We start from the raw sequence: 23,093 nt of genomic DNA on the forward strand, positions 1-23,093 counted from the left end.
AGGCCCTGTTATCGGCCAGCGGCGTGCGCACTTGAGGAATGCGCCTGCACCAGGCAGCGCTGCAGCAGCTGCGCCGCACGGCTGGGCGCGGGCGAGCGGCGCACCAGGCTCACGAACTGGCAGCGGTAGTGGAACAGGTCTGGCCGCACGGCCTGCATGCGGCCCTGGCGTTCGAAGGCCTCGGCATAGTGGTCGGGCAGAAAGCCCAGGAAGCGCCCCGACAGCACCAGCGTGGCAATCGATTCCTGGTCGAAGCCGGTGGCGGCGCGCGTCAGGCGCGCCTCGTGGGAGAGCTCCATGTTAGGCGAGTGGTAGCCCAGGCCGGCAAACGGGTGGCGCCGCACCGCCTCCCAGTCCAGGCCGTCGTGCGCCGCGCCGAACAGCGCGTGGCCCGCGCCGCAGTACAGCAGCATGGTCTCGCCGAACAGCTCGGTGTAGACCAGGCTCTGCGAGCTGCGGTGCGCGGGGATGATGCCCACCTGGTAGCCGCCGTCGATCACGCCGCGCTCGATGGCGTTGATGCTGGCCACATGCAGCTGCAGCTGCACATGGGGCGCCTGGTCGGTGAAGGCGGCGATGGCGGCGCCGATGCGCGCGGCCGGGTTGCAGGCCGTCTTGTCGAACACCGCAACGGCCAGCTGCCCGCCCATGCGCGCGTGGATGTCGTCCACGCCGTCCAGGAAGCCGCGCACCGAGGCCAGCAGGCGCAGCGTCTCCTCATACACGCGCTGGCCCTCGGGCGTGAGCGCGAAGCCCGCGCGCCCGCGCCGGCACAGGGTCAGGCCCAGGCGCGTCTCCAGGTCCTTGACATGGCGGCTCACGGTGCTGGTGCCGATGTTCAGCTCCAGCTCGGCTGCGGCCATGCCGCCGCATTCCACCACGGCCTTGAAGACCTGCAGCAGACGCAGGTCCATGTCGGAGAGCTGGCCCAGCACGGCGCGCTGGCGGGGGGCGGTTTTTACTTGCATGAATTGGCAAGTGAATGTGGATATTTGTTGCTTCAACGGATTATCGCCCTGGCCAACAATCGCCGCATACCCATCAAGGAGGCCGCCATGTCTTTTGCCGTGATCGACGACACCACCCCCACCGCCGTGCGCCAGGACGCCGCCTGGCTCGACGCCCACTGGATGCCCTTCACCGGCAACCGCAACTTCAAGGCCCAGCCGCGCATGATCGTGGGCGGCCAGGGCGCGTACTACACCACTTCGGAAGGGCGCAAGATTTTCGACGGCCTCTCGGGCCTGTGGTGCTCGGGCCTGGGCCATGGCCGCAAGGAGGTGGCCGAGGCCATTGGCAAGGCCGCCGCCAACCTGGACTACGCACCGGCGTTCCAGTTCGGCCACCCGGCCTCGTTCGAGCTGGCCAACCGCATCAAGGATCTGACCCCCGCGGGCCTGGACTATGTGTTCTTCACCGGCTCGGGCTCCGAGGCCGCCGACACCTCGCTGAAGATGGCGCGCGCCTACTGGCGCGCCAAGGGCCAGGGCGGCAAGACGCGATTGATCGGGCGCGAGAAGGGCTACCACGGCGTGAACTTCGGCGGCATCTCGGTCGGCGGCATGGTGGGCAACCGCAAGCTATTCGGCCAGGGCGTGGAGGCCGACCATATCCCGCACACCCAGCCGCCCGCGGGTGGATTCCACCGGGGCATGCCCGACATTGACGGCCGGGCGCTGGCGGACAAGCTGCTGGATCTGATTGCCCTGCACGACGCGAGCAACATCGCCGCCGTGATCGTCGAGCCCTTCTCGGGCTCGGCCGGCGTGGTGATTCCGCCGGCGGGCTATCTGCAGCGCCTGCGCGAGATCTGCACGCAGAACAACATCCTGTTGATCTTCGACGAAGTCATCACCGGCTTTGGCCGCTGCGGCGGCTGGACCGGGGCCGAGGTGTTCGGCGTGACGCCCGACATCATGAACTTCGCCAAGCAGGTGACCAACGGCGCCCAGCCCCTGGGCGGCTGCATCGCCAGCAAGGAAATCTACGACACCTTCATGGCCGCCGGCGGCCCCGAGTACATGCTGGAGTTTGCCCACGGCTACACCTACTCGGCCCACCCCGTGGCCTGCGCGGCGGGCAATGCGGTGCTGGACATCCTGCAAAAAGAGGACATGCCCGGCCGCGTGAAGACCCTGGCGCCCTACTTCGAGAACGCCGTGCACGGCCTCAAGGGGGCCAAGCATGTGGCCGACATCCGCAACTACGGCCTGGCCGCGGGCTTCACCATCGAATCCCTGCCGGGCGAACCGGCACGCCGCCCCTACGAGGTGGCGATGAAGTGCTGGGACAAGGGCTTTTACGTGCGCTACGGCGGCGACACGATACAGATCGCACCGCCCTTCATCAGTACCGAGGCCGAGATCGACCGCCTGGTCAGCGCCCTGGGCGATGCGCTGGCAGAGACCGCCTAAAAATCATTTTTCATAGCTGCCAGCGCTTGATGGAAAAGCGCTGGAGCCACTTTTTCCTTGTAATTGCCATGCACCACGACAAGACCGTCACCAGCACCGTCGGCCACCTGATCGCCGGCCGGATCGTCACCGACACCGAGCGCACCCAGCCGGTGTTCAACCCCGCCACCGGCCAGTCCACCTCCAGCGTGGCACTGGCCAGCCAGGCCACGGTGGAGGCCGCCATCGCCGCGGCCGAGGCCGCCTTCCCCGCCTGGCGCAATACGCCGCCGCTCAAGCGTGCGCGCGTGATGAGCAAACTCAAGGTACTGCTGGAAGAGCACGCCGACCAGATCGCCGCGATGATCACCGCCGAGCACGGCAAGGTGCTGGCCGACGCGCATGGCGAGATCCAGCGCGGCATAGAGAACGTGGAATACGCCAGCTACGCTCCCGAACTGCTCAAGGGCGAGATGAGCCGCAACGTGGGCCCGGGCATCGACAGCTGGAGCGAGTTCCAGCCCCTGGGCGTCACCGCCGGCATCACGCCGTTCAACTTCCCGGCCATGGTGCCGCTGTGGATGTGGCCCATGGCCGTGGCCTGCGGCAATACCTTTGTCCTGAAGCCCAGCGAGCGCGACCCGAGCAGCACGCTGTTCATCGCCCAGCTGGCGCTCGAAGCCGGCCTGCCGCCCGGCGTGCTGAACGTGGTCAACGGCGACAAGCTGGCCGTGGACACGCTGCTCACCGACCCGCGCGTGAAGGCCGTGAGCTTTGTCGGCTCGACGCCGATCGCCGAATACATCTACGCCGAGGGCTGCAGGCATGGCAAGCGTGTGCAGGCCCTGGGTGGGGCCAAGAACCACGCCGTGCTGATGCCCGACGCCGACATCGCCAACGCCGTGAGCGCGCTCATGGGCGCGGCCTACGGCAGCTGCGGCGAGCGCTGCATGGCCATTCCGCTGGTGGTGGCCGTGGGCGACGAAACGGCCGAGGCCGTGATCGCCGGGCTGAAGGCCGAGATTGCCAAGATGAAGGTCGGCCCCGGCACCGACAACGGCAACGACATGGGGCCGCTGGTGACGAAGCAGCATTTCGAGAAAGTGCGCGCCTACGTGGACAGCGGCGTGGCTGAAGGAGCGCAGCTGCTCGTCGATGGCCGCAACGTGAAGCTCGCAGGCCACGAGGACGGCTACTTCCTCGGCCCCTGCCTGTTCGACCATGTCAAGCCCGGCATGAAGATCTACCAGGAGGAAATCTTCGGCCCCGTGCTCGGCGTGGTGCGCGTGCAGAACCTGCAGGAGGCGATGCAGCTCATCGACGAGCACGAGTACGGCAACGGCACCTGCATCTTCACACGCGACGGCGAGGCCGCGCGCTACTTCACCGACCATATCCAGGTCGGCATGGTGGGCGTGAACGTGCCCCTGCCCGTGCCCGTGGCCTACCACTCGTTCGGCGGCTGGAAGCGCAGCCTGTTCGGCGACCTGCATGCCTACGGCCCCGACGCCGTGCGCTTCTACACCAAGCGCAAGACCATCACCCAGCGCTGGCCCAGCGCGGGCGTGCGCGAGGGCGCGGTGTTCAGCTTCCCGAGCAGCCGCTGAGCCGCACGGCCGGGCCCCAGCCCGGCCACCCCGGCAAAAAGCCCCTGGGCCGCGAGGCCGCAGGGGCTTTTTGCCGGTGGACGGTGAGGGCTACTCGGCTTTGGCAGTACGGCTGGCGCGCTGGCGCGCTGGCTTGACGGCGGCTGCCTTGGGCGCGGCCGGCGCCGCGCGCGGGCGGCGCAGCGTGTCCGCATCAAGGATCAGCCGCCCCTGGATGCGCCCCTTCATGCGCTTGACGCTGCTGGCCGCATCGCGCATGTGCCGCTCCATCAGCGCACGCACGGCAGCGGCGTCGCGCGCGCGCGCGGCCTGCACGATCTCGCGGTGGATCTGCGCATTGGCCTCGCCAAAGCGCCGGTGCTCGGACTGCGGCGTGCGGTTGCCGAAGACGATGAGCTGGCGAATCATCTCGTTGATCAGCTCGCAGGAAAAGCGCAGAAAGGGGTTGGGGTTGGCGGCGGCGAGGATGTCGTGGAAGTTCACGTCCTCGCGCCGCTGCGTGACCAGGTCCTCATCGCTCTGCGTCGGGTCGCAGCAGCTGATGCTGCGCTCCAGCGCCTCAAAGTCGGCCTCGGTCAGGTGTGGCACGGCGCCCGCCGCCAGCTCGGGTTCGAGCATCTGGCGCACGGTGTAGATGTCGTCGATCGTCACCTCCTGGAAGAACAGGTAGTTCTGCATGAACTGCAGCGTGCGGTCCAGCGGCACCTCGACGATGGTGCCGCCGCCCGTGGGCCCGGTGGAGATGGTGATCAGGCCCTGCACCTCAAGCGCCTTGAGCGCCTCGCGGATCGTGCCCTTGCTGACCTGGAACTGCGCCTGCAGCTCGCTCTCGCGCGGCAGGCGGTCGCCCGGGCTGAGGTTTTTCTCGGTGATCAGCCGCTTGATTTCCTGCGCCACAAGGTCGGAGCGCTTGAGTTGCCTGATCGCCAGGGAGGCGGACTGTCTGGTGGCCATGGTGATGCTTTTCTTGGAATGCTGCTGCAGTATGAAGGCGCGGACAAGCGTGCGATGACTAGGGTTTTTACTTGTCCTATTTATTCAATTTATCACTATAAATTGAACCAAGGACATAGATGCGTTGTTTTGCCCATGCGCGGCAACGCCACATGTTCCGAAGCCCGCCCCGGGCCATCCACCCCGTGTTTCCCCCCACCGGAGTTCCTTCATGCAACGTCGCCATCTCCTGCAACTTTCAGCGCTCGGCGCACTGCCCTCCTCCCTGGGCCTCGCGTCCAGCGCCTGGGCCCAGTCCAAGGACGTGATCCAGTTCGGCTGCCCGGTGCCCATGTCGGGCCCGTTCGCGGCCAACGGCAAGTTCGCCGACCTGGGGATGAAACTGGCCATAGAGCAGTACGGCAAGGCCCTGGGCCGGCCGCTGGCCTACACGCTGCTCGATACCGAGGGCAAGCCCGCCACCGCCGTGCGCAAGGTGCAGGAGGCGGCCCAGCAGCAGGGCGCGCGCTTCTTCGCCGGCGGCATCCTGTCGTCCGAGGCGCTGGCCATGGGCAAGGAGGCCGAGAAGGTCGGCGGCGTGTTCATCACCACCGCGGGCGCCGACGAGATCACGGGCAAGGACTGCAACAGCGCCACCTTCCGCTGGTCCGTACCCACCTTCGGCGCCATCGAGCAAACCGTGCGCCCGCTAGTCGATGCCATGCCGAAGGCCAAGCGCTGGTACACGATCACGCCGCAGTACGTGTTCGGCGACGGCCTGCTGTCGGCGGCCAAGAACATCTTCAAGGAAAAGGGCATAGAGCATGTGGGCAACAGCTACCACTCGCTGACCGAGAAGGAGTTCAGCGGCTACCTGACCAACGCCGTGGCCGCCAAGCCCGACGTGCTGCTGCTGCTGAACTTCGGCGCGCAGTCGTCCGACACGCTGCGCCAGGCCATCAGCTTCGGCATGCACAAGAACATGACCATCCTGATCGCCTGGGCCTCGGGGCTGGAGCAGTTCGAGTCGCTGGGCGCCGACCTGTGCGATGGCGTGTACTTCGGCGCGCAGTACTGGCACACGGCCGACGCGCCGCTGAACCTGGACCTGGTCAAGCGCTGCCAGGACAAGTTCAAGGCCAATCCCAACTACAGCCTGGCGGGCTCGTACATCTGCACCAAGCTGCTGATCGACGCCGTCATCAAGGCCGGCTCGGTGGAGCAGAAGGCCGTGATTGCCGCGCTGGACGGCATGAAGTACCAGGGCCTGACGGGCGACGAGGAGGTGCGCAAGGCCGACCACCAGGTGCTCAAGAACTACTACCTGCTCAAGGGCAAGGCCAAGGCCAGGATGAAGAACAAGGACGACTACGTGGACGTGGTCAGCTCCGGCAAGTCCTTCCTGCCCGTGGACCAGACCGGCTGCAAGCTGGCCTGACAAAGATGATGATTTCGCCTTCGTCGATAAATGGACTCCGTCACCCCGGCGAAGGCCGGGGTCCAGGGCCCGTACTCTGGATTCCGGCTTGCGCCGGAATGACGCTGCGTAGCCCGTTGCTCCACGCAAACAACCCACACGCAGCTCCTCCTGGAACCTCCGTATGAGCATCTATCTGCTACAGACCATCAACGGAATCGGCATCGGCATGCTGTATTTCCTGTTGGCCGTGGGCCTGTCCATCGTCTTCGGCCTGCTGCGCTTCGTGAACTTTGCGCATGGCGCGTTCTACCTGATAGGCGCGTATTTCTGCTACCAGATGACGCGCTGGGGCTGGAGCTTCTGGTGGACGCTGCTGCTCGCACCGTTGGCCGTGGGGGCCATCGGCTGGGCCACCGAGAAGCTGCTGCTGCGCCATGTCTACGCCAAGCCGCACGAGTTCCACATCCTCGTCACCGTGGGCCTGGCGCTCGTGGTGCAGGAGCTGGTGATTCTGCAGTGGGGGCCGCTGGGCGACAGCGTGGCGGTGCCGGACCTGCTGCAGGGGGTGGTGATGTGGGGCGGCTTCGTGTATCCGAAGTACCGGCTGTTCGTGATCGGCTTCACGGCCGTGCTGGCGGTGCTGCTGTGGTGGGTGCTGGAGGGCACGCGCCTGGGCAGTGCCGTGCGCGCGGGCAGCGAATCGACCGAGATGGTGTCGCTGCTGGGGCTGAACGTGTTCGCCATCTTCAGCCTGGTGTTCGCGCTGGGCGCGGCCACGGCGGCACTGGCCGGTGTGCTGGCCGCACCGATCCGCGGCGCCGAGCCCTTCATGGGCATCGAGGCGCTGGGCGTGGCCTTCGTCATCGTGGTCGTGGGCGGGCTGGGCAGCTTCAGCGGCGCGCTCGTCGGCGGCCTGCTGATCGGCATCGTGCAGAGCGTGATGAGCACGCTGTGGCCCGAGGGCGCACGCCTCATGATCTACGTGGCCATGGCCGCCGTGCTGTTGCTGCGCCCCCATGGCCTGCTGGGCCGCAAAGGATGACCGCCATGACCAGGCATTCGCATTTCCTCCTCGCGCTGGCCATCGTCGTGGCCATGCCGCTGTTCATGCACTCGGGCTCGCTGGCCAGCGAGGTGCTGATCTTCGCGCTCGCCGCCATGGGCTGCAACCTGCTGCTGGGCTACACCGGGCTGCTGTCGTTCGGCCAAGGCATCTTCTTCGGGCTGGGCAGCTACACCATCGCGCTGCTGCTCACGCGCTGGCCGCTGCCCATGCCGCTGGCGCTGCTGGCGGCCATTGCCATGGGGGCCGCGGGCGCGGCCATCGTCGGCTGGATCGCGATCCGCCAGCGCGGCACCTACTTCGTGATGCTGACGCTGGCGTTCGCGCAGATGTTCTATTTTCTGGCCTACTCGGCTCCCGGCCTCACGGGCGGCGACAACGGCCTGCTGGACATCCCGCGCCCGTCGCTCTCCATCGCCGGCCAGACGCTGTGGCCGCTGGCCTCGCCCTGGCAGTACTACGGCTTCGTCGCCGTGCTGTTCCTGCTGGCGTTCTGGCTGCTGCGGCGCGTGTGCGACTCGGTGTTCGGCCGCACGCTGCTGGCCGTGCGCGACAACGAGGAGCGCGCCGCCGCCGTGGGCTACGACCTGCGCCTCTTGAAGCTCCAGGCCTTCGTGATCTCGGGCGCCATCACCGGTCTGGCCGGGGCGCTGCACGCCATGATGACCGGCATTGCGCCGCTGTCGAATGCCGAGTACCACACCAGCGAGATGATCATCGTCATGACCGTCATCGGCGGCACCGGCAACCTGCTGGCCTCGGTGCTGGGCGCGGCGTTCTACGTGCTGCTGGGCGACTGGCTGTCCACGCTGTGGCCACGCTGGCTGCTGCTGCTGGGCGTGGTGCTGATGGTGGTCAGCCTGGGCCTGCAGCGCGGCCTGTGGGGCCTGGGCGAGAGCCTGTGGGCGCTGCTGCGTCGCAAGGAAGCCCTGCCGCCCGCCCCTGCTCCCGCAGCCACTGCACCCAACGCCAACGGAGGCCAGGCATGAGCACCACCACATCCCCGGTCCTGCTGGAAGCCCAGGGCGTGGCCAAGCACTACGGCAAGTTCGTCGCCCTGGGCGGCGTGGACCTGAAGGTGCGCGCCAACACCGTGCACTCGGTGATCGGCCCCAACGGCGCGGGCAAGACCACGCTGTTCCACATGCTCACCGGCACCAAGACCGTGAGCGGCGGGCGCATCCTGTTCGACGGCCACGACGTGACGCGCGAGCCCGACCACCGGCGCGTGCGCCGCGGCATGGCGCGCTCGTTCCAGGTCACCAGCCTGTTCCTGACCCTGCCGGTGCGCGAGAACCTGCGCCTGGCCGCGCAGGGCGTGGCGCCGGCCAAGGCGCTGGACTGCTGGAACGCGCCCACGGGCGCGCGCTCCTGCGCCGACACCGTGACCCAGGTGCTGGAGCGCGTGGGCCTCGCACGCCATGCCGGCACGCCGGCGGGCAATCTCTCGCACGGCCAGCAGCGGCGCCTGGAGGTGGGCATGGCGCTGGCCGCGCGGCCTAAGGCCATCTTCCTGGACGAGCCCACCTCGGGCATGGGCATAGACGACCTGGACGACATGAAGCGGCTGATCCAGAGCCTGAAGCACGAGCACACCGTGGTGCTCATCGAGCACAACATGGGCATCGTCATGGACATCTCCGACACCATCACCGTCATGCAGCAGGGCCGCGTGCTGGCCGAGGGCGTACCCGCCGAGATCCGCAGCGACGAGCGCGTGCGCAGCGCCTACCTGGGCAACATGATCACCGGAGGCAAGGCATGAGCACCACACCACTGCTGTCCGTGGAGTCCGTCCACGCCCACTATGGCAAGAGCCATGTGCTGCAGGGCGTGTCGCTGCAGGTGCATGAGGGCGAACTCGTCACCCTGCTGGGCCGCAATGGCGCGGGCAAGACCACCACGCTCAAGACCATCGCCGGCGTCATGGCGCCCACACAGGGCCAGGTGCGCTTTGGCGGCAAGCCGCTGCAGCGCCTGGCCACGCACCAGGTGGCCCAGCGCGGCATCTGCCTGGTGCCCGAGCACCGCGGCATCTTCAAGCTGTTGACGGTGGAGGAAAACCTGCTGCTGGCCCAGCGCAAGAAGTCGCCCTGGCAACTGCAGGACGTGTACCGCATCTTCCCGCGCCTGAAGGAGCGGCGCACGAACGGCGGCGGCCAGCTTTCGGGCGGCGAGCAGCAGATGCTGGCCATAGGCCGCGCGCTCATGAACGCGCCGCGCCTGCTGATGCTCGACGAACCCGTCGAGGGGCTGGCGCCGGTCATCGTCGAGGAGATCGTGGCCCAGCTCAGGACCATCAAGGCCGCGGGGGTCACCATCCTGCTCGTGGAGCAGAACCTCGAGGTCTGCACCCAGTTGGCGGACCGCCACTACATCATCGAACAGGGCCTGGTCGCACACCAGGCGACGAACGCCGAATTCCTCTCGGACGACGCCGTCAAGGACCGCTACCTCGGCGTCGGCCTGGTATGACAAGGAGTCTCTCATGGACATGAAATCTTCACCCTGCTCCGCGCTGCGCATCGACGGTGCGCGCCTGTGGCAATCCCTCATGGAGCTGGCGCGCATCGGCGCCACGGCCAAGGGTGGCGTCTGCCGCATCGCGCTCACCGAGCTCGACCGCCAGGGGCGCGACCTGTTCGTGCGCTGGGCGCGCGAAGCCGGCTGCAGTATCCGCGTCGACGCCATCGGCAACATCTTCGCGCGCCGCACCGGCACCGACGAGGCCCTGCCGCCGGTGATGACCGGCAGCCACATCGACACCCAGCCCACGGGCGGCAAGTTCGATGGCAACTACGGCGTGCTCGCCGGCCTGGAGGTGCTGCGCACGCTCAACGCCGCCGGCGTGCGCACGCGCGCGCCCATCGAGGTGGCGGTGTGGACCAATGAGGAGGGCTCGCGCTTCGTGCCGGTGATGATGGGCTCGGGCGTGTTCGCCGGCGCGTTCACGCTGGAGCATGCGCTGGCGCAGCGCGACGCGCAGGGAATCAGCGTGGGCGAGGCGCTGCGGTCCATAGGCTATGCCGGACAGGCCGGGCCGGCGCCGGCGGTGGGCGCATATTTCGAGGCGCATATCGAGCAGGGCCCGGTGCTGGAGAACCACGGCCGCGTGATCGGCGTGGTGACCGCCGCGCTGGGCCAGCGCTGGTACGACGTCACCGTGCAGGGCATGGAGGCGCATGCCGGCCCCACGCCCATGGAGCTGCGCCGCGACGCGCTGCTGGCGGCGAGCGAGCTGGTCCTGGAGGTCAACCGCATCGCCGTAGAGCGCAAGCCCCACGCGCGCGGCACCGTGGGCACGCTCGAGGTGTTCCCGAACTCGCGCAATGTGATCCCGGGCCGCGTCAAGTTCAGCGTGGACCTGCGCGCACCCGACGACGCCCAGCTGCTGGACATGGACCAGGCGCTGCGCGCGGCCTGCGCGCGCAGCGCCGCCGAGCGCGGGCTCGCCATCGACGTGGAGCAGGTGGTGTACTTCCCGCCCCAGCCCTTCACGCCACGGCTGGTGCAGGCCGTGCGCGCCAACGCCGACGACCTGGGCTACAGCAGCATGGACGTGGTCAGCGGCGCCGGCCACGATGCGGTGTATGTGGCGCGCGTGGCGCCCGCGGCAATGATCTTCGTGCCCTGCGACGACGGCATCAGCCACAACGAGATCGAGAGCGCCGAGCCCGCGCACCTGGAGGCCGGCTGCAACGTGCTGCTGCGCGCCATGCTGGCGGCTGCGGAGGTCGTGGCATGAAGGTGCTGATCGCGCGGCTGAACCACGAAACCAACACCTTCTCGCCCGTGCCCACGCCGCTGGCGGCCTTCAACCCCAGCTACGGCGACGAGGCCTACCGCGCCAACAAGGGCATGCGCACGGCCATGGCGGCCTTCATCGACCTGGCCGAGGACCTGGGCGCGACCCTGGTCACGCCCGTGTCGGCCACGGCCAATCCCAGCGGCCCGGTGCATGCCCCCGCCTATGACGAACTGACACGGTGCATCGTCGAGGCCGCACCGGGCTGCGACGCCATCCTGCTGGACCTGCACGGCGCCATGGTGGCCGAGAACAGCGCCGACGGCGAGGGCGACTTGCTGGCACGCGTGCGCGCCGCAGCGCCCGGCGTGCCCCTGGGCGTGGCGCTGGACCTGCACGGCAACATCACCGAAAAGATGGTGCACCACGCCGACGTGATGGTGGGCTTCAAGACCTACCCGCACATCGACATGTACGAGACCGGAGAGCATGCCGGCCGCCTGCTGCTGCAGATGCTACGCGGCGAGGCGCACTACTGCGTCTGCTGGCACCGACTGCCGCTGATGAGCCACACGCTGCGCAGCACCACGCTCGAAGGCCCCATGCAGGGCGCCGTGGCTGCCGCACGCACGCTGGAGGCGCAGGGTCTGCCCGCGGTGACGGTGTTCGCCGGCTTCGCGCTGGCCGACATTGAGGCGCCCTGCATGAGCGTGGTGGCCACCTGCCGGGCCGATGGACTGGATGCGGCCCAGGCCGCGGTGGACGGGCTGGCGCGGCAAATCTGGGGCCGGCGCGATGACTATGTTTACCGCAGCGAACCGCTGGCCGATTCGCTGCGCCGCGCCCAGCAGCTCGCCGCGGACGCCACGCGCCCCGTGCTGCTGCTCGACCATGGCGACAACTGCATGTCGGGCGGCACCTGCGACACCATGGACGTGCTGCAGGCCGCGCTGGACCTGGGCCTGTCGGACATCGCCGTGGGGCCGCTGTGCGACCCCGAGGCCGTGCACACGCTCGCGGCGGCTGGCATGGGCGCCGAAGTGGAGATCGCCCTGGGCAACAAGGTGGCGCTGGACCACATCGGTCGGCACAAGCAGCCGCTGCGCCTGCGCGGCACGGTGCGCGCCGTCAGCGACGGCAGCTACACCGTCACCGGCCCGATCTACACCGGCCAGCTCTGCCACATGGGCCGCTCCGTGTGCTTCGACATTGGCGCTGCACAAATCGTGGTCACCGAGCAGACACACGAGCCCTGGGACCTGGGCGTGTTCCACTGCGTAGACATCGATCCCACGCAATTTCGCTACCTGCTGCTCAAGTCGCGCATGTACTGCCGGCCGGTTTTCGTGCCGCTGTCTGCGGGGCTGGTGGAATGCGACAGCCCCGGCGTCACCACCTCGGACTTCGGGCGGTTTCCATTTGCCAAGGTGAACCGCCCGGTACATCCGCTCGACGTCCTCTGACTTGGCCTGGCGCCAGCACGGGCGCAATCTTGCCTCCCCCGTCATTCACCGCGGCCACGGCAAAACTGTTTCGCCCCGCAAACGCCTTGCCGGTATGGGTGCATACAGAGGGCAGTCCTACAATCGCGGCTCAATGCGCCGCTGACATTCCACCCGGCGGTTCGGGTTTGGAATGGTTTGCGCTGGAGAATCACAATGCCCAACGATCAAGCTCCCGCACCCGCCGACAAACGTGCCCTGCTGCGCCAGGCGGCGCTCGAGTACCACGAGTTTCCTCAGCCCGGCAAGATCACGATCGCCGCCACCAAGCAGATGGTCAACCAGCACGATCTGGCGCTGGCCTATTCGCCCGGCGTGGCCGCGCCCTGCGAGGAGATCGTCAAGGACCCCAACGCCGCCTTCCGCTATACCGCACGCGGCAACCTCGTCGGCGTGGTGACCAACGGCACGGCAGTGCTCGGCCTGGGCGACATCGGACCGCTGGCCGGCAAGCCCGTCATGGAGGGCAAGGCGGTGCTGTTCAAGAAGTTCTCGGGCATCGACGTGTTCGACATCGAGATCAACGAGAAGGACCCGGAAAAGCTCGTGGAGATCATTGCCGCGCTCGAGCCCACCTTCGGCGGCATCAACCTGGAAGACATCAAGGCGCCCGACTGCTTCTACGTCGAGCGCAAGCTGCGCGAGCGCATGAAGATACCGGTCTTCCACGACGACCAGCATGGCACGGCCATCGTCGTCGGCGCGGCCATCCTCAACGGCCTGAAGGTGGCGGGCAAAGACATCAAGCAGGTCAAGCTGGTGGTCTCGGGCGCGGGCGCGGCAGCGCTGGCCTGCCTGGGCCTGCTGGTCAAGCTGGGCCTGCCGCGCGAGAACATCTGGGTGACCGACATTGCCGGCATGGTCTACAAGGGCCGCACCGAGCTCATGGACGAGGACAAGGCGCAGTTCGCGCAGGACACGGCGCAGCGCACGCTCTCCGAGGCCATCGCAGGCGCCGACATCTTCCTGGGCCTGTCCGCCGGCGGCGTGCTCAAGAAGGACATGGTGGCCAGGATGGCCCCCCGCCCGCTGATCTTCGCGCTGGCCAACCCCAACCCCGAGATCGCGCCCGAGGACGTGAAGTCCGTACGTGACGACGCCATCATCGCCACGGGCCGCACCGACTATCCGAACCAGGTCAACAACGTCCTGTGTTTCCCCTACATCTTCCGCGGCGCGCTGGACTGCGGCGCGACGACCATCACCACCGAGATGGAGATCGCCGCCGTCCACGCCATCGCCGAGCTGGCCCAGGCCGAGCAAAGCGAGGTAGTGGCCGCCGCCTATGCGGGCGAGCCGCTGGCCTTCGGCCCCGAATACCTGATCCCCAAGCCGTTCGACCCGCGCCTGATGATGAAGATCGCGCCGGCCGTGGCCCAGGCCGCGGCCGACAGCGGCGTGGCCCTGCGCCCGGTGGCCGACATGGACGCCTACCGCGACCACCTGCAGACCTTTGTCTATGCCTCGGGCACGACCATGAAGCCCATCTTCACGGCGGCCAAGCTGGGGGCGAAAAAACGCATCGCCTACTCCGAGGGGGAGGAAGAGCGTGTGCTGCGCGCCGCGCAGATCGTGGTTGACGAGCGCATCGCCCGCCCCACACTGATCGGTCGCCCGGCGATCATCGCTCAGCGCATCGAAAAATTCGGCCTGCGTCTGAAGGAGGGGCAGGACTATGACGTGGTCAACGTCGAGAACGACCACCGCTACCGCGACTTCTGGCAAAGCTACCATCGCATGACCGAGCGCAAGGGCGTGACGGTGCCGATTGCCAAGATCGAGCTGCGCCGACGCCTGACGCTGATCGGCACCATGCTGCTGCACAAGGGCGAGGTGGACGGCCTGATCTGCGGCACCTGGGGCCACACCTCGCATCACCTACAGTACATCGACCAGGTCATAGGTCGGCGCGCCGGTGTGCACACCTATGCCTGCATGAATGCCCTGCTGCTGCCCCAGCGTCAGGTATTCGTGGTGGACACCCATGTGAACTACGACCCCACGGCCGAGCAGTTGGCCGAAATCACCATCCTGGCGGCCGAGGAAATGCTGCGTTTTGGCTTCAAGCCCAAGGCCGCCCTGCTGTCGCATTCCAACTTTGGCAACAGCAACCAGCCCAGCGCCGTGAAGATGCGCCAGACCCTGGAACTGCTGCGCGTGCAGGCCCCCTGGCTGGAGGTGGACGGCGAAATGCACGGCGACCTGGCCCTGGACGGCAAGTCGCGCATGGCGCTCATGCCCCACAGCACGCTGACGGGAGATGCCAATCTGTTGGTTATGCCCAACATCGATGCCGCCAATATTGCCTACAACCTGCTCAAGACGGCAGCGGGCGGCAACATCGCCATCGGACCGGTGCTGCTGGGCGCGGGCCAGCCGGTGCACGTCCTCACCCCCAGCGCCACCGTGCGCCGCATCGTCAACATGACAGCGCTCACGGTGGCCGACGCCAACGCCAGCCGGTAAATCCCGCCGTAGGGGGTAGAGGACAAGCACTCCTCCCAAACCCTTACGCGCCTGCCCATTTTTTGGGCAGGCGCTTGCCTTTTGGTGGCTTTTTTGTCACACTAGCCGGTCGAAATTTCGGGTAAACCCGTAATTTCTGAAAGGTGTAGTGAATGTTCAAGGCTGTCGCCAACCGGGCGTACAAGTCAATTGTGGCGTGCGTCCTGGGTGCTGCGGTCGTGTTTGCACCGGTGGCTGCGTGCGCGCGACAGGCGCCGGACACCCCCGCCTCCTCTCCCATCGCGCAGGCCGATCTGCCCCCCCAGGGGCGGGCCACCTACGCGCTGATTCGTGAGGGCGGGCCGTTTCCGTACGACAAGGACGGTTCGGTGTTCGGCAACCGCGAGCGGCTGCTCCCACCGAAGAAGCGCGGCTATTACCGGGAGTACACCGTGCGTACGCCGGGGGTGGCGCACCGCGGCGCGCGGCGCATCGTCTGTGGCGGCGCCATGCGCACGCCCGATGCCTGCTACTACACCAGTGACCACTACGCGAGCTTTCGAGAAATCAGGCAATAAACATGGTGATGTCTTCGAGTGCAGATTTCATGGTGAGGGCCGACGCGCCGCACCTTTCGCTTTTTCATCCGCAGGCGGCCGGTACCGGGCCTGCGGGTATTTCAGTTCGTGGATTTCTAACAGAAAGAGCAACGGAGATGGAAACGCCACTTCGTAAAGACCAGGACACGCTGTTGCGTGGCGTGCGCCCCAACATCGTGCAATCGATCCGCGCCTTTCGCGTGCACGACCTGCAGGAGACGGCGCGCGCGCTCGGCCATCACTTCCTGTACGCCAACCTGGCCCATGCCCAGACGAAACCGGACGTGCTGGAGCTGATTGCCACGCAGTTCACCTTTCCGGCGCATTTCGGCAAGAACTTTGACGCGCTGTACGACTGCATGACCGACCCGCTGCACAAGTCGGGGCCGCAACCGGGTTTCGTCGTCGTGCTGGAGCAGATCCCAGCCACGGTGAAGTTCGACAAGGAGGCACGCGAGCAACTGCTGGACATCTTCCGCGACGCCGCCGACTACTGGAGCGACCGCAAGATCGCCTTCCGCTGCTTCTATTCTTTTCTGTAGCCCGTTCTGCAACCGTCGGCCAGGCGGAACGGGCTGATGAGGCGCTGCAAGGCGCCGCATCCCAGGCCATAGAGATAGAGATCGCCGCCGCCGGCGGGAAGCTGCCCACGGACAAGCTGGTGGACGTGTCGCCCCTGGCGCTGCGCATGAGCAGCCCGTTCAATTCGGGCTACTGGCTCGCCGTAGCCTGATTTCACGCGGGCGCCAGCTCCTGCGCCAGCGCCACGTAATCTGACACCGCCACCTCCTCGGCTCGGCGCTGGGTGTCAAAGCCCCCGGCATAAGCGCGCGCCTCCAGCCAGCGGCCCAGGCTATGGCGCAGCAGCTTGCGGCGCTGGCTGAAGGCCACCTGCACCAGCTCGGACAGCAGCGCCACGTCCACGGCCGCGGGCTGCTCGTAGGGCAGCATGCGCACCACGGCGCTGTCCACGCGCGGCGGCGGATCGAAGCTCTCGGGCGGCACGAACAACACATCCTCCATGGCGTAGCGCCACTGCAGCATCACCGACAGCCGGCCATAGGCGGCCGTGGCGGGCGCCGCCACCATGCGGTCTATGACCTCCTTCTGCAGCATGAAGTGCTGGTCCTCTATGACCCGCACATGCTCCAACAGATGGAACAGGATGGGCGTGGAGATGTTGTAGGGCAGGTTCCCCACCACTCTGATTTTAGGAGCTGCAAGCGCTTTTGCCACCTGCGTAAAGTCCACTTTTAATACATCGGATTCGATAACGTCGAGCTGGCCATGCTGGCGCAGGCGTGCGGCCAGGTCGCGGTCCAGCTCGATCACCGTGAGCCGGCCCAGGCGCTCGACCAGCGGCTGGGTGAGTGCGGCCAGGCCGGGGCCGATCTCCACCATCGGCTGGCCCGGGCGCGGCGCGATGGCACGCACGATGGCATCGATGATGCCGGGGTCGCTCAGGAAATGCTGGCCGAAACGCTTGCGGGCGATGTGCTTCATGGCGGGCATCACTGCGGTGCTTCGCGGTATTCCACGTAGGCGCGGCCGCGCGCCTCCTGGATCCAGGTGGTGAAGGCCTCGTCGAGCTTCTTCTCGCGCACGGTATCGCGCACCATGTCGCGCTGCTCGCGCTGCGTCAGCCTGGCCTCGCGGCGCTCCAGCAACTCGATCAGGTGCACGCCAAAGCGCGACACCACGGGCTGGCTGATCTCGCCGGGCTTGAGGGCATTGAGCACCTGCTCGAACTCGGGCACATAACGGCCCGGCCCGGCCCAGCCCAGGTCGCCCCCGCTCTTGGCGCTGCCGTCCTGCGAATACTCGCGCGCCAGCGTGGCGAAGTCGGCCTGGCCACGCAGCACGCGCTGGCGCAGATCCTCCAGGCGCTCGGCCGCCTGGCGCTCGGACAGGCCGGCACCCACGCGCAGCAGGATGTGGCGCGCATGGTTTTGCAGCGCCACCGTGGGCACGCCGCCATGGGTCCTGTCCACCACCTTCAGGATGTGCAGGCCCGCGGGCGAGCGCAGCGGCCCGACCACCGTCCCCACGGCCGCCTGCTGCACCGCGTTCACGAACAGCTCGGGGTAGCGATCGGCCGGGCGCAGGCCCAGCACGGGGCCGTTCGGCCCTTCCGGGGCATCCGAATATTCACGCGCCAGGACGGCAAAGTCGCCCCCGTCCCGCAGCTTGCCCAGCACCTCCTGGGCGCGCGCCTGGCGCCGCGCCACCTCCTCGGGGCCGGCGTTCTCGGCCACCTTGACCAGGATATGCCCCAGGTTGAGTTCCGTCTTGCCCGGCGCAGCATCCCTTTGCTGCTCGCGCAGGTACTGATCCACCTCCAGGTCGCTCACGCGCACGCGCGCCTCGACCTCGCGCTCGCGCACACGCAGGGCCAGCAGCTGGTTGCGCAGGTCCTCGCGAAAGCGTTGCTTGCTGATGCCGTCCTGCGCCAGGCGCCGGTGCATCTCGTCCACGCTGACGTCGTTCTGCCGGGCCACGGATTGCTCGGCCTGGTCCACGGCGTAGTCATCGACCTTGATGCCGCTTTCCTTGGCCAGCTGCACCTGGATCTTTTCCAGGATCAGGCGTTCCAGCACCTCCTTGGCCAGCTGCTCGTGCGGGGGCACGCCGGCGCCCTGGCCCATCAGCTGCTGCAGCACGCGCTCGGTGCGCAGGCGCACCTCGTTGTTGGTGATGGGCTCGGAGTTGACCACGGCGACGATGTAGTCGGCCTGGCGCAGCTCGGCGCCGGTTGCCGCACCCGTCGGCGCCAAGGCGGTGGCGGCGGAGGGCAGGCGCGGCAGGCCGGCGCCGCCCGAAGGCCTGAGCCCCTGGGCCTGGGCTGCGAGGGCCGTCAGGCAGGCCAGGGCCAGGGGCAGAACGCGGTGTTTCATGGCGTAGGGAGGATTCATGGGGCAAGGCGCGCCGCGGCAGCGGGATGTGGTTAATCGTATTGGCTGAAACGGCTGGGCTGGCTGACGTTGTCACGCAGGAAGCGGTAGCCCGGCACATGCCGCTGCAGGGTGGCCAGCGGATTGGAGCCCAGCGACAGGCGCGAGAACCCGGTGAACTCCAGCTGCAGCAGCAGCCTGGTGTTGGCCGTGACCAGGCTGCTTTGCAGGCGCTCCAGCACCACGCGGCCAATCCAGCAGCAGCTCTCGTATTCCAGGCCGACGATGGTGTCCACCAGCTTGCGGTCCTGCAGGCTGTAGTTCAGGCGGCCCACGCTGTACCAGCGCCCGCCCGTGGCACGGCCCTTGTCGCCGCGCTCGCCCCACAGGTCGCTCAGGGGCCATTGCCAGCCCAGGTCGATCTGCTCGCTGGGCAGGGCGATCAGGTTGGTCACCTTCTGCATGCGGTAGGCCGCGCTCAGCGTGCGGTAGCTGCCCGGCGCGTAGCGCACGGCCACCGTGGTGCGCTGCGAACGACCGGTGCTGGGGTTGTACTGCACGGTGGAGTCCAGGCCCCACTGCGGCGTCCAGTTGATGCCCGCGCCCAGCAGCACATCGGACACCCGGTCGGTGATGGGCAAGGCGCCGGGCATGGTGACGCGCTGGTCGGCAAAGCGCAGGCGCTGCGCCACACCAAAGCGCGCAGCCTCGGCGCCCGTCCCGGGGTGCAGCAGGCGCGTGGTCACGCCCAGCGTCAGCAGGTTGTTGTCCGCCAGCCGGTCGTTGCCGCCGAAGGCGTTCTCGGTGTAGATGGAGGCGAAGTTGAAGTCGTTGGGCGCCGTGTCGTACACCGGCAGCAGGCTCTGGTCGCTGTATGGCGTGTAGGCGTAGAAGGCCCGCGGCTCCAGGGTCTGCAGGTAGTCGCCGCCAAAGAAGCGTGCATCGCGCTCGAACACCAGGCCGCTGTCCAGGCTGAAGGTGGGCAGGGTGCGACTGGCCTGGCGCTGGCCGTTGGCCAGCGGGTCGTCGAACTCATACTGCGTGCTGTGCAGCTGCACGCGCGGCGTGATGAAGCCGGCCGGCGCCAGAAACGGCCGGCCGATCTGGGCCATGGCATAGCTGCGCCGGCCGTTGGGCTGGGCGTAGTAGCGACGGTCGGCATGAAAGACGGTGGTGTCGGCCTCCACGCTGACGTCAAAACCCCCGGCCAGCGGCAGCGGCTGGTAGCGCCAGCGCAGCTGCGGCATGCGGTCGTAGGGCGGGGTAATGGGCGAGGTCACGTCCTGCAGCGTCTGCCATTTGAGCGTGCTCAGGCTCACCGAATGCTCGCCGCGCGTCCAATTCAGCGAGGCCTGGCCCGGCAGCAGGCGCTGCGCATTCTGGGGCTGGGCGCCGCTCACGCCGCCGTGGCTGAACAGGCGCGACGAGAAGTCGCGCCAGTAGTCGTCGTCACTCACCCGCCGCACGTCCAGCCCCAGGGCCACATCACCCGCAGGGGTATCGAGCGCCGCGCGGTGCCTGATGCCGTAGGACCAGCGCTGGCGCTCGCGCAGCGCATCCTTGGGCATGTAGTCGGCGCTGAGCTCGCCGCTGTAGCGCGGCTCCAGATAGCGGAACTCGCTGCCCACGGCGACGCCGCGCCGGCTCATGAGCACGGGGGTGATGGTGGCATCGCGGTTCGGGGCGATGTTCCAGTAATAGGGCTGGGCGTATTCCACCCCGCTCACGCTGTTCAGGCCTACGGTGGGCGGCAGCAGGCCGGACTTGCGCCGCTCCGACAGCGGAAAGCTGATACTGCCCACGGGCAGGATGGGTACGCCCTTGAACTCCAGCACGCCGCCCTCGGCCGTCCCCACGTCCTCGGCCTGGTCCAGGTGAATGGTCTTGGCGCGGATGATCCAGTCGGGCTGCCAGCTGGCCTCGTCGCCGCGCTGGCAGGTGGTGTAGGTGGCGTCATGCACCACCGAGCGGTCGCGGTCGATGAAGTCCACGCGCGTGGCCTCGCCGTGGGCCTGCGTTTGCAGAAAGCGGTAGCGCGCGTCGCTGAAAAAACCGTTGAAGGCATCCACGCGCAGGTCCAGCAGGGTGCCGTCGTACAGATTGCCCGCGCGGTTGATGCGCACCTGGCCGCTGGCCTTGGCGCGGTCCTCGGCCACGTCGTAGTCCATATGGTCGGCACGGATCACCGTGTCGCCGCGGCGCAGCTCGGCATTGCCCTCGATGGTGGCGCGAATGTCGGGCTGGCCCGTGACCCTGTCGCCACGCACGAACACCGGCAACTGCTGGCGTATGCCGGCGGGCAGCTCCTCCTGCAGCCGCGGGCTGGTGCGCAGCACGGGCGCGGGCGCCTGCGGCTCCTCGTCGCCGTCCGCCGCCTGGGCCAGCACGGCCAGCGGTGCACCGCACAGCATCAGGGCCGCCAGGCGCGCCAGCGTGCGGCGCGGCGGCGCGGCAATGGCCAAGGACTGGCGGACGGGCAGGGCGTGGGGCAAGAAGAAGCGATCCATGGATTGCGAGGGGCGGCGGCGCACAGCACGCCGGCGCCGCGGGCCACCCGGCCGGACGGGTCCGGGTTTGTAAAATCCGATTATCCATGAGCCACCCCCTCCCTCCCCCACCGAGCGGCGCCAGCGCCGTGCTTTGGAGCGACCCCGCGCGCCAGTCCGCCTTCCAGGCCTGGCTGGCCCCGCTGGCCGCCGCACACCGGCTGTTGCCGGCCAGCCTGCGCCCGGCATCCGCCGACGCAAGCTTCAGGCGCTACCTGCGCCTGGACGCACAGGACGGCAGCAGCCGCATCGTCATGGACGCCCCGCCCGACAAGGAGGACTGCCGCCCCTTCGTCCACGTGCAGGGCCTGATGCAGGCCGCCGGCCTGCCCGTGCCGCGGGTCCTGGCCTGGGACGAGGCGCACGGCTTCATGCTGCTGTCCGACCTGGGCCACCAGACGGCCATCGAGCGCCTGGACCCGGCCCGGCCCCAGGACGCCCACGCCTGGTACCTGCAGGCCGTGGACCTGCTCATCGACTGGCAGCGCGCCAGCCGCCCCGGCGTGCTGCCGGCCTATGACGAACCGCTGCTGCGCCGCGAGCTGCAGCTGTTTCCCGACTGGTACATCGCCCGCCACCGCCAGGCCACGTTGACCGATGCCCAGCAGGCCACGCTGGCCAAGGCCTTCGACGCCATCGTGGCGCAGAACCTGGCCGCGCCCAGCGTCTATGTGCACCGCGACTTCATGATGCGCAACCTGATGGTCGGCGCGGACGGCTCCCTCGGAGTGCTGGACTTCCAGGACGCGGTCTACGGCCCCGTGACCTATGACATCGCCAGCCTGATGCGCGACGCCTTCATCAGCTGGGAAGAGGATTTCGTCATCGAAATTACCGTGCGTTACTGGGAAAAGGCCCGCCGTGCGGGCATTCTCGGCGCCGCCAGCGAGAGCGGCTGGGGCGCGGACTTCGGCGAGTTCTACCGCGCCGTGGACTGGATGGCGCTGCAGCGCCACCTGAAGGTGGCCGGCATCTTCGCGCGCCTGACGCTGCGCGACGGCAAGCCCAGGTACCTGCAGGATGCACCACGCTTCATCGCCTACATCCGCCAGACAGCCGGCCGCTACCGCGAGCTGTCGCCGCTGCTGCGCCTGGTCGATGAGCTCGAAGGCACGCAGGCCGCCATGGGCTACGCCTTCGGGCGCGTCTAGGTTCATCAGTCAAATCGACCTCCAGCGCTTTCCCATCAAGCGCTGACAGCTATTATTTTTGAGAATATGCCCCGTTTTCACTGCCCCCTGCCCCTGGCCGCCGACGCGCAGCTCACGCTGCCGCCCACGGCCGCGCGCCATGTGCAGGTGCTGCGCCTGCAGCCGGGCGACGCGATCACGCTGTTCAACGGCGCGGGCGGCGAGTGGAGCGCCACCGTCACCCACATGGGCCGCAGCGAGGTGCAGGTGCAGGTCGGCGGCCACCGCGCCGTGGAGCGCGAGGCCGCGCGCGCCGTGCACCTGGTGGTGGGCATGCCGGCCAACGAGCGCATGGACTGGCTGGTGGAAAAGGCCACCGAGCTCGGCGCCGCCAGCATCCAGCCGATTGCCGCGGCGCGCAGCGTGCTCAAGCTCGCCGGCGAGCGCGCCGCCAAGCGCCAGCAGCACTGGCAGGCCATCGCCGTGGCGGCCTGCGAGCAATGCGGGCGCAACCGCGTGCCCGCCGTGCATGCGCCCCTGTCCCTGGCCGACTGGCTGCGCCAGCCGCCTGCCGCCGCGCTGGCACCGGACGCGGCGCGCGTGCTGCTGTCGCTGCGTGACGGGGCCCGCCCGCTGCACGAGGCCGCCGCGGGCGCTGGCGCCGTCTGGGTGCTGCACGGCCCCGAGGGCGGCCTGACCGCGCAGGAGGAGGACGCCGCGCTGGCCGCGGGCTTCGCGCCCGCCAGCCTGGGCGCGCGCGTGCTGCGCGCCGAGACCGCCTCCGTGGCCGCGCTGGCCGTGCTGGGCCTGGAGCGATGA

19 protein-coding genes are annotated in these 23,093 nt (G+C 68.2%); 14 read left to right on the forward strand and 5 right to left on the reverse strand.

Annotation, left to right across the window (positions count from 1 at the left end; translation table 11 throughout):
• Nucleotides 1–8: 8 nt before the first annotated feature.
• Nucleotides 9–968 carry a LysR family transcriptional regulator gene (locus P7644_RS19540; protein WP_404300909.1) on the reverse strand — a complete coding sequence of 320 codons (960 nt, stop codon included), beginning with the start codon at nt 966–968 and terminating at the stop codon, nt 9–11.
• 87 nt (nt 969–1,055) lie between these two features.
• Between P7644_RS19540 and P7644_RS19545 the strand changes: the two genes are divergently transcribed.
• On the forward strand, nt 1,056–2,414 hold the full coding sequence (locus P7644_RS19545) for an aspartate aminotransferase family protein (protein ID WP_404300910.1): 1,359 nt from the start codon (nt 1,056–1,058) through the stop codon (nt 2,412–2,414).
• Nucleotides 2,415–2,482: 68 nt separating this feature from the next.
• Nucleotides 2,483–4,000: a CoA-acylating methylmalonate-semialdehyde dehydrogenase gene (locus P7644_RS19550; protein WP_404300911.1), complete on the forward strand. Its 1,518-nt coding sequence runs from the start codon at nt 2,483–2,485 to the stop codon at nt 3,998–4,000.
• Nucleotides 4,001–4,090: 90 nt separating this feature from the next.
• Here P7644_RS19550 and P7644_RS19555 read toward each other — a convergent pair whose 3' ends face one another.
• Complete coding sequence (locus P7644_RS19555; RefSeq protein ID WP_404300912.1) at nt 4,091–4,954, reverse strand: FadR/GntR family transcriptional regulator; 864 nt, start codon at nt 4,952–4,954, stop codon at nt 4,091–4,093.
• 211 nt (nt 4,955–5,165) lie between these two features.
• On the opposite strand from P7644_RS19555, the gene P7644_RS19560 reads away from it, so the two are divergent.
• The 10 genes from P7644_RS19560 (at nt 5,166) to P7644_RS19605 (ending at nt 16,249) form a co-directional block, all read left to right on the forward strand.
• Nucleotides 5,166–6,371, forward strand: coding sequence for an ABC transporter substrate-binding protein (locus tag P7644_RS19560; protein ID WP_404300913.1), 1,206 nt, complete (start codon nt 5,166–5,168; stop codon nt 6,369–6,371).
• Nucleotides 6,372–6,534: 163 nt separating this feature from the next.
• The gene (locus P7644_RS19565; protein WP_404300914.1) at nt 6,535–7,395 is read left to right on the forward strand and encodes a branched-chain amino acid ABC transporter permease; all 861 of its coding nucleotides are present in this window, start codon (nt 6,535–6,537) and stop codon (nt 7,393–7,395) included.
• Nucleotides 7,396–7,400: 5 nt separating this feature from the next.
• Nucleotides 7,401–8,405 carry a branched-chain amino acid ABC transporter permease gene (locus P7644_RS19570; RefSeq protein ID WP_404300915.1) on the forward strand — a complete coding sequence of 335 codons (1,005 nt, stop codon included), beginning with the start codon at nt 7,401–7,403 and terminating at the stop codon, nt 8,403–8,405.
• Entirely contained in the window at nt 8,402–9,181 is a 780-nt protein-coding gene (locus P7644_RS19575; protein ID WP_404300916.1) for an ABC transporter ATP-binding protein, read from the forward strand. The genes P7644_RS19570 and P7644_RS19575 overlap by 4 nt, the downstream gene beginning before the upstream one ends.
• Nucleotides 9,178–9,891 (forward strand): ABC transporter ATP-binding protein, encoded by a 714-nt coding sequence (locus P7644_RS19580; protein ID WP_404300917.1) that lies wholly within the window; start codon nt 9,178–9,180, stop codon nt 9,889–9,891. Before P7644_RS19575 ends, P7644_RS19580 begins: the two co-directional genes overlap by 4 nt.
• Nucleotides 9,892–9,904: 13 nt before the next feature.
• Nucleotides 9,905–11,161, forward strand: coding sequence for a Zn-dependent hydrolase (locus tag P7644_RS19585; protein WP_404300918.1), 1,257 nt, complete (start codon nt 9,905–9,907; stop codon nt 11,159–11,161).
• Nucleotides 11,158–12,624 carry a M81 family metallopeptidase gene (locus P7644_RS19590; RefSeq protein WP_404300919.1) on the forward strand — a complete coding sequence of 489 codons (1,467 nt, stop codon included), beginning with the start codon at nt 11,158–11,160 and terminating at the stop codon, nt 12,622–12,624. Before P7644_RS19585 ends, P7644_RS19590 begins: the two co-directional genes overlap by 4 nt.
• Nucleotides 12,625–12,819: 195 nt before the next feature.
• Nucleotides 12,820–15,129: an NADP-dependent malic enzyme gene (locus P7644_RS19595; RefSeq protein WP_404300920.1), complete on the forward strand. Its 2,310-nt coding sequence runs from the start codon at nt 12,820–12,822 to the stop codon at nt 15,127–15,129.
• A 152-nt stretch (nt 15,130–15,281) separates the two neighbouring features.
• Nucleotides 15,282–15,686 (forward strand): ribonuclease domain-containing protein, encoded by a 405-nt coding sequence (locus P7644_RS19600; protein WP_404300921.1) that lies wholly within the window; start codon nt 15,282–15,284, stop codon nt 15,684–15,686.
• Between the two features lie 137 nt (nt 15,687–15,823).
• Nucleotides 15,824–16,249 (forward strand): barstar family protein, encoded by a 426-nt coding sequence (locus tag P7644_RS19605; protein WP_404300922.1) that lies wholly within the window; start codon nt 15,824–15,826, stop codon nt 16,247–16,249.
• Between the two features lie 193 nt (nt 16,250–16,442).
• Here P7644_RS19605 and rsmA read toward each other — a convergent pair whose 3' ends face one another.
• The 3 genes from rsmA to P7644_RS19620 are packed head-to-tail and all read right to left on the reverse strand — an operon-like array spanning nt 16,443 to nt 21,105.
• On the reverse strand, nt 16,443–17,210 hold the full coding sequence (rsmA, locus tag P7644_RS19610; protein ID WP_404300923.1) for a 16S rRNA (adenine(1518)-N(6)/adenine(1519)-N(6))-dimethyltransferase RsmA: 768 nt from the start codon (nt 17,208–17,210) through the stop codon (nt 16,443–16,445).
• A gap of 8 nt (nt 17,211–17,218) precedes the next feature.
• Entirely contained in the window at nt 17,219–18,601 is a 1,383-nt protein-coding gene (locus P7644_RS19615; protein ID WP_404300924.1) for a peptidylprolyl isomerase, read from the reverse strand.
• 50 nt (nt 18,602–18,651) lie between these two features.
• The gene (locus tag P7644_RS19620; protein WP_404300925.1) at nt 18,652–21,105 is read right to left on the reverse strand and encodes an LPS-assembly protein LptD; all 2,454 of its coding nucleotides are present in this window, start codon (nt 21,103–21,105) and stop codon (nt 18,652–18,654) included.
• An 86-nt stretch (nt 21,106–21,191) separates the two neighbouring features.
• On the opposite strand from P7644_RS19620, the gene P7644_RS19625 reads away from it, so the two are divergent.
• Together P7644_RS19625 and P7644_RS19630 are read left to right on the forward strand one after the other, a co-directional pair.
• Nucleotides 21,192–22,295 carry an aminoglycoside phosphotransferase family protein gene (locus tag P7644_RS19625; RefSeq protein ID WP_404300926.1) on the forward strand — a complete coding sequence of 368 codons (1,104 nt, stop codon included), beginning with the start codon at nt 21,192–21,194 and terminating at the stop codon, nt 22,293–22,295.
• Nucleotides 22,296–22,361: 66 nt separating this feature from the next.
• On the forward strand, nt 22,362–23,093 hold the full coding sequence (locus tag P7644_RS19630) for a 16S rRNA (uracil(1498)-N(3))-methyltransferase (protein WP_404300927.1): 732 nt from the start codon (nt 22,362–22,364) through the stop codon (nt 23,091–23,093).

Origin of the sequence: Alicycliphilus denitrificans, from assembly GCF_044792555.1 — a bacterium.
Lineage (GTDB): Bacteria > Pseudomonadota > Gammaproteobacteria > Burkholderiales > Burkholderiaceae_C > Alicycliphilus > Alicycliphilus denitrificans_A.

Excerpts from the sequence above, each read along its gene's own strand:
- P7644_RS19565 (WP_404300914.1), top strand. The coding sequence starts at position 6,535 with ATGAGCATCTATCTGCTACAGACCATCAACGGAATCGGCATCGGCATG.
- P7644_RS19600 (WP_404300921.1), top strand. The coding sequence starts at position 15,282 with ATGTTCAAGGCTGTCGCCAACCGGGCGTACAAGTCAATTGTGGCGTGC.
- rsmA (WP_404300923.1), bottom strand. The coding sequence starts at position 17,210 with ATGAAGCACATCGCCCGCAAGCGTTTCGGCCAGCATTTCCTGAGCGAC.
- P7644_RS19545 (WP_404300910.1), top strand. The coding sequence starts at position 1,056 with ATGTCTTTTGCCGTGATCGACGACACCACCCCCACCGCCGTGCGCCAG.
- P7644_RS19605 (WP_404300922.1), top strand. The coding sequence starts at position 15,824 with ATGGAAACGCCACTTCGTAAAGACCAGGACACGCTGTTGCGTGGCGTG.
- P7644_RS19615 (WP_404300924.1), bottom strand. The coding sequence starts at position 18,601 with ATGAAACACCGCGTTCTGCCCCTGGCCCTGGCCTGCCTGACGGCCCTC.
- P7644_RS19620 (WP_404300925.1), bottom strand. The coding sequence starts at position 21,105 with ATGGATCGCTTCTTCTTGCCCCACGCCCTGCCCGTCCGCCAGTCCTTG.
- P7644_RS19585 (WP_404300918.1), top strand. The coding sequence starts at position 9,905 with ATGGACATGAAATCTTCACCCTGCTCCGCGCTGCGCATCGACGGTGCG.
- P7644_RS19575 (WP_404300916.1), top strand. The coding sequence starts at position 8,402 with ATGAGCACCACCACATCCCCGGTCCTGCTGGAAGCCCAGGGCGTGGCC.
- P7644_RS19595 (WP_404300920.1), top strand. The coding sequence starts at position 12,820 with ATGCCCAACGATCAAGCTCCCGCACCCGCCGACAAACGTGCCCTGCTG.
- P7644_RS19625 (WP_404300926.1), top strand. The coding sequence starts at position 21,192 with ATGAGCCACCCCCTCCCTCCCCCACCGAGCGGCGCCAGCGCCGTGCTT.
- P7644_RS19570 (WP_404300915.1), top strand. The coding sequence starts at position 7,401 with ATGACCAGGCATTCGCATTTCCTCCTCGCGCTGGCCATCGTCGTGGCC.
- P7644_RS19560 (WP_404300913.1), top strand. The coding sequence starts at position 5,166 with ATGCAACGTCGCCATCTCCTGCAACTTTCAGCGCTCGGCGCACTGCCC.
- P7644_RS19555 (WP_404300912.1), bottom strand. The coding sequence starts at position 4,954 with ATGGCCACCAGACAGTCCGCCTCCCTGGCGATCAGGCAACTCAAGCGC.
- P7644_RS19580 (WP_404300917.1), top strand. The coding sequence starts at position 9,178 with ATGAGCACCACACCACTGCTGTCCGTGGAGTCCGTCCACGCCCACTAT.
- P7644_RS19590 (WP_404300919.1), top strand. The coding sequence starts at position 11,158 with ATGAAGGTGCTGATCGCGCGGCTGAACCACGAAACCAACACCTTCTCG.
- P7644_RS19630 (WP_404300927.1), top strand. The coding sequence starts at position 22,362 with ATGCCCCGTTTTCACTGCCCCCTGCCCCTGGCCGCCGACGCGCAGCTC.
- P7644_RS19540 (WP_404300909.1), bottom strand. The coding sequence starts at position 968 with ATGCAAGTAAAAACCGCCCCCCGCCAGCGCGCCGTGCTGGGCCAGCTC.
- P7644_RS19550 (WP_404300911.1), top strand. The coding sequence starts at position 2,483 with ATGCACCACGACAAGACCGTCACCAGCACCGTCGGCCACCTGATCGCC.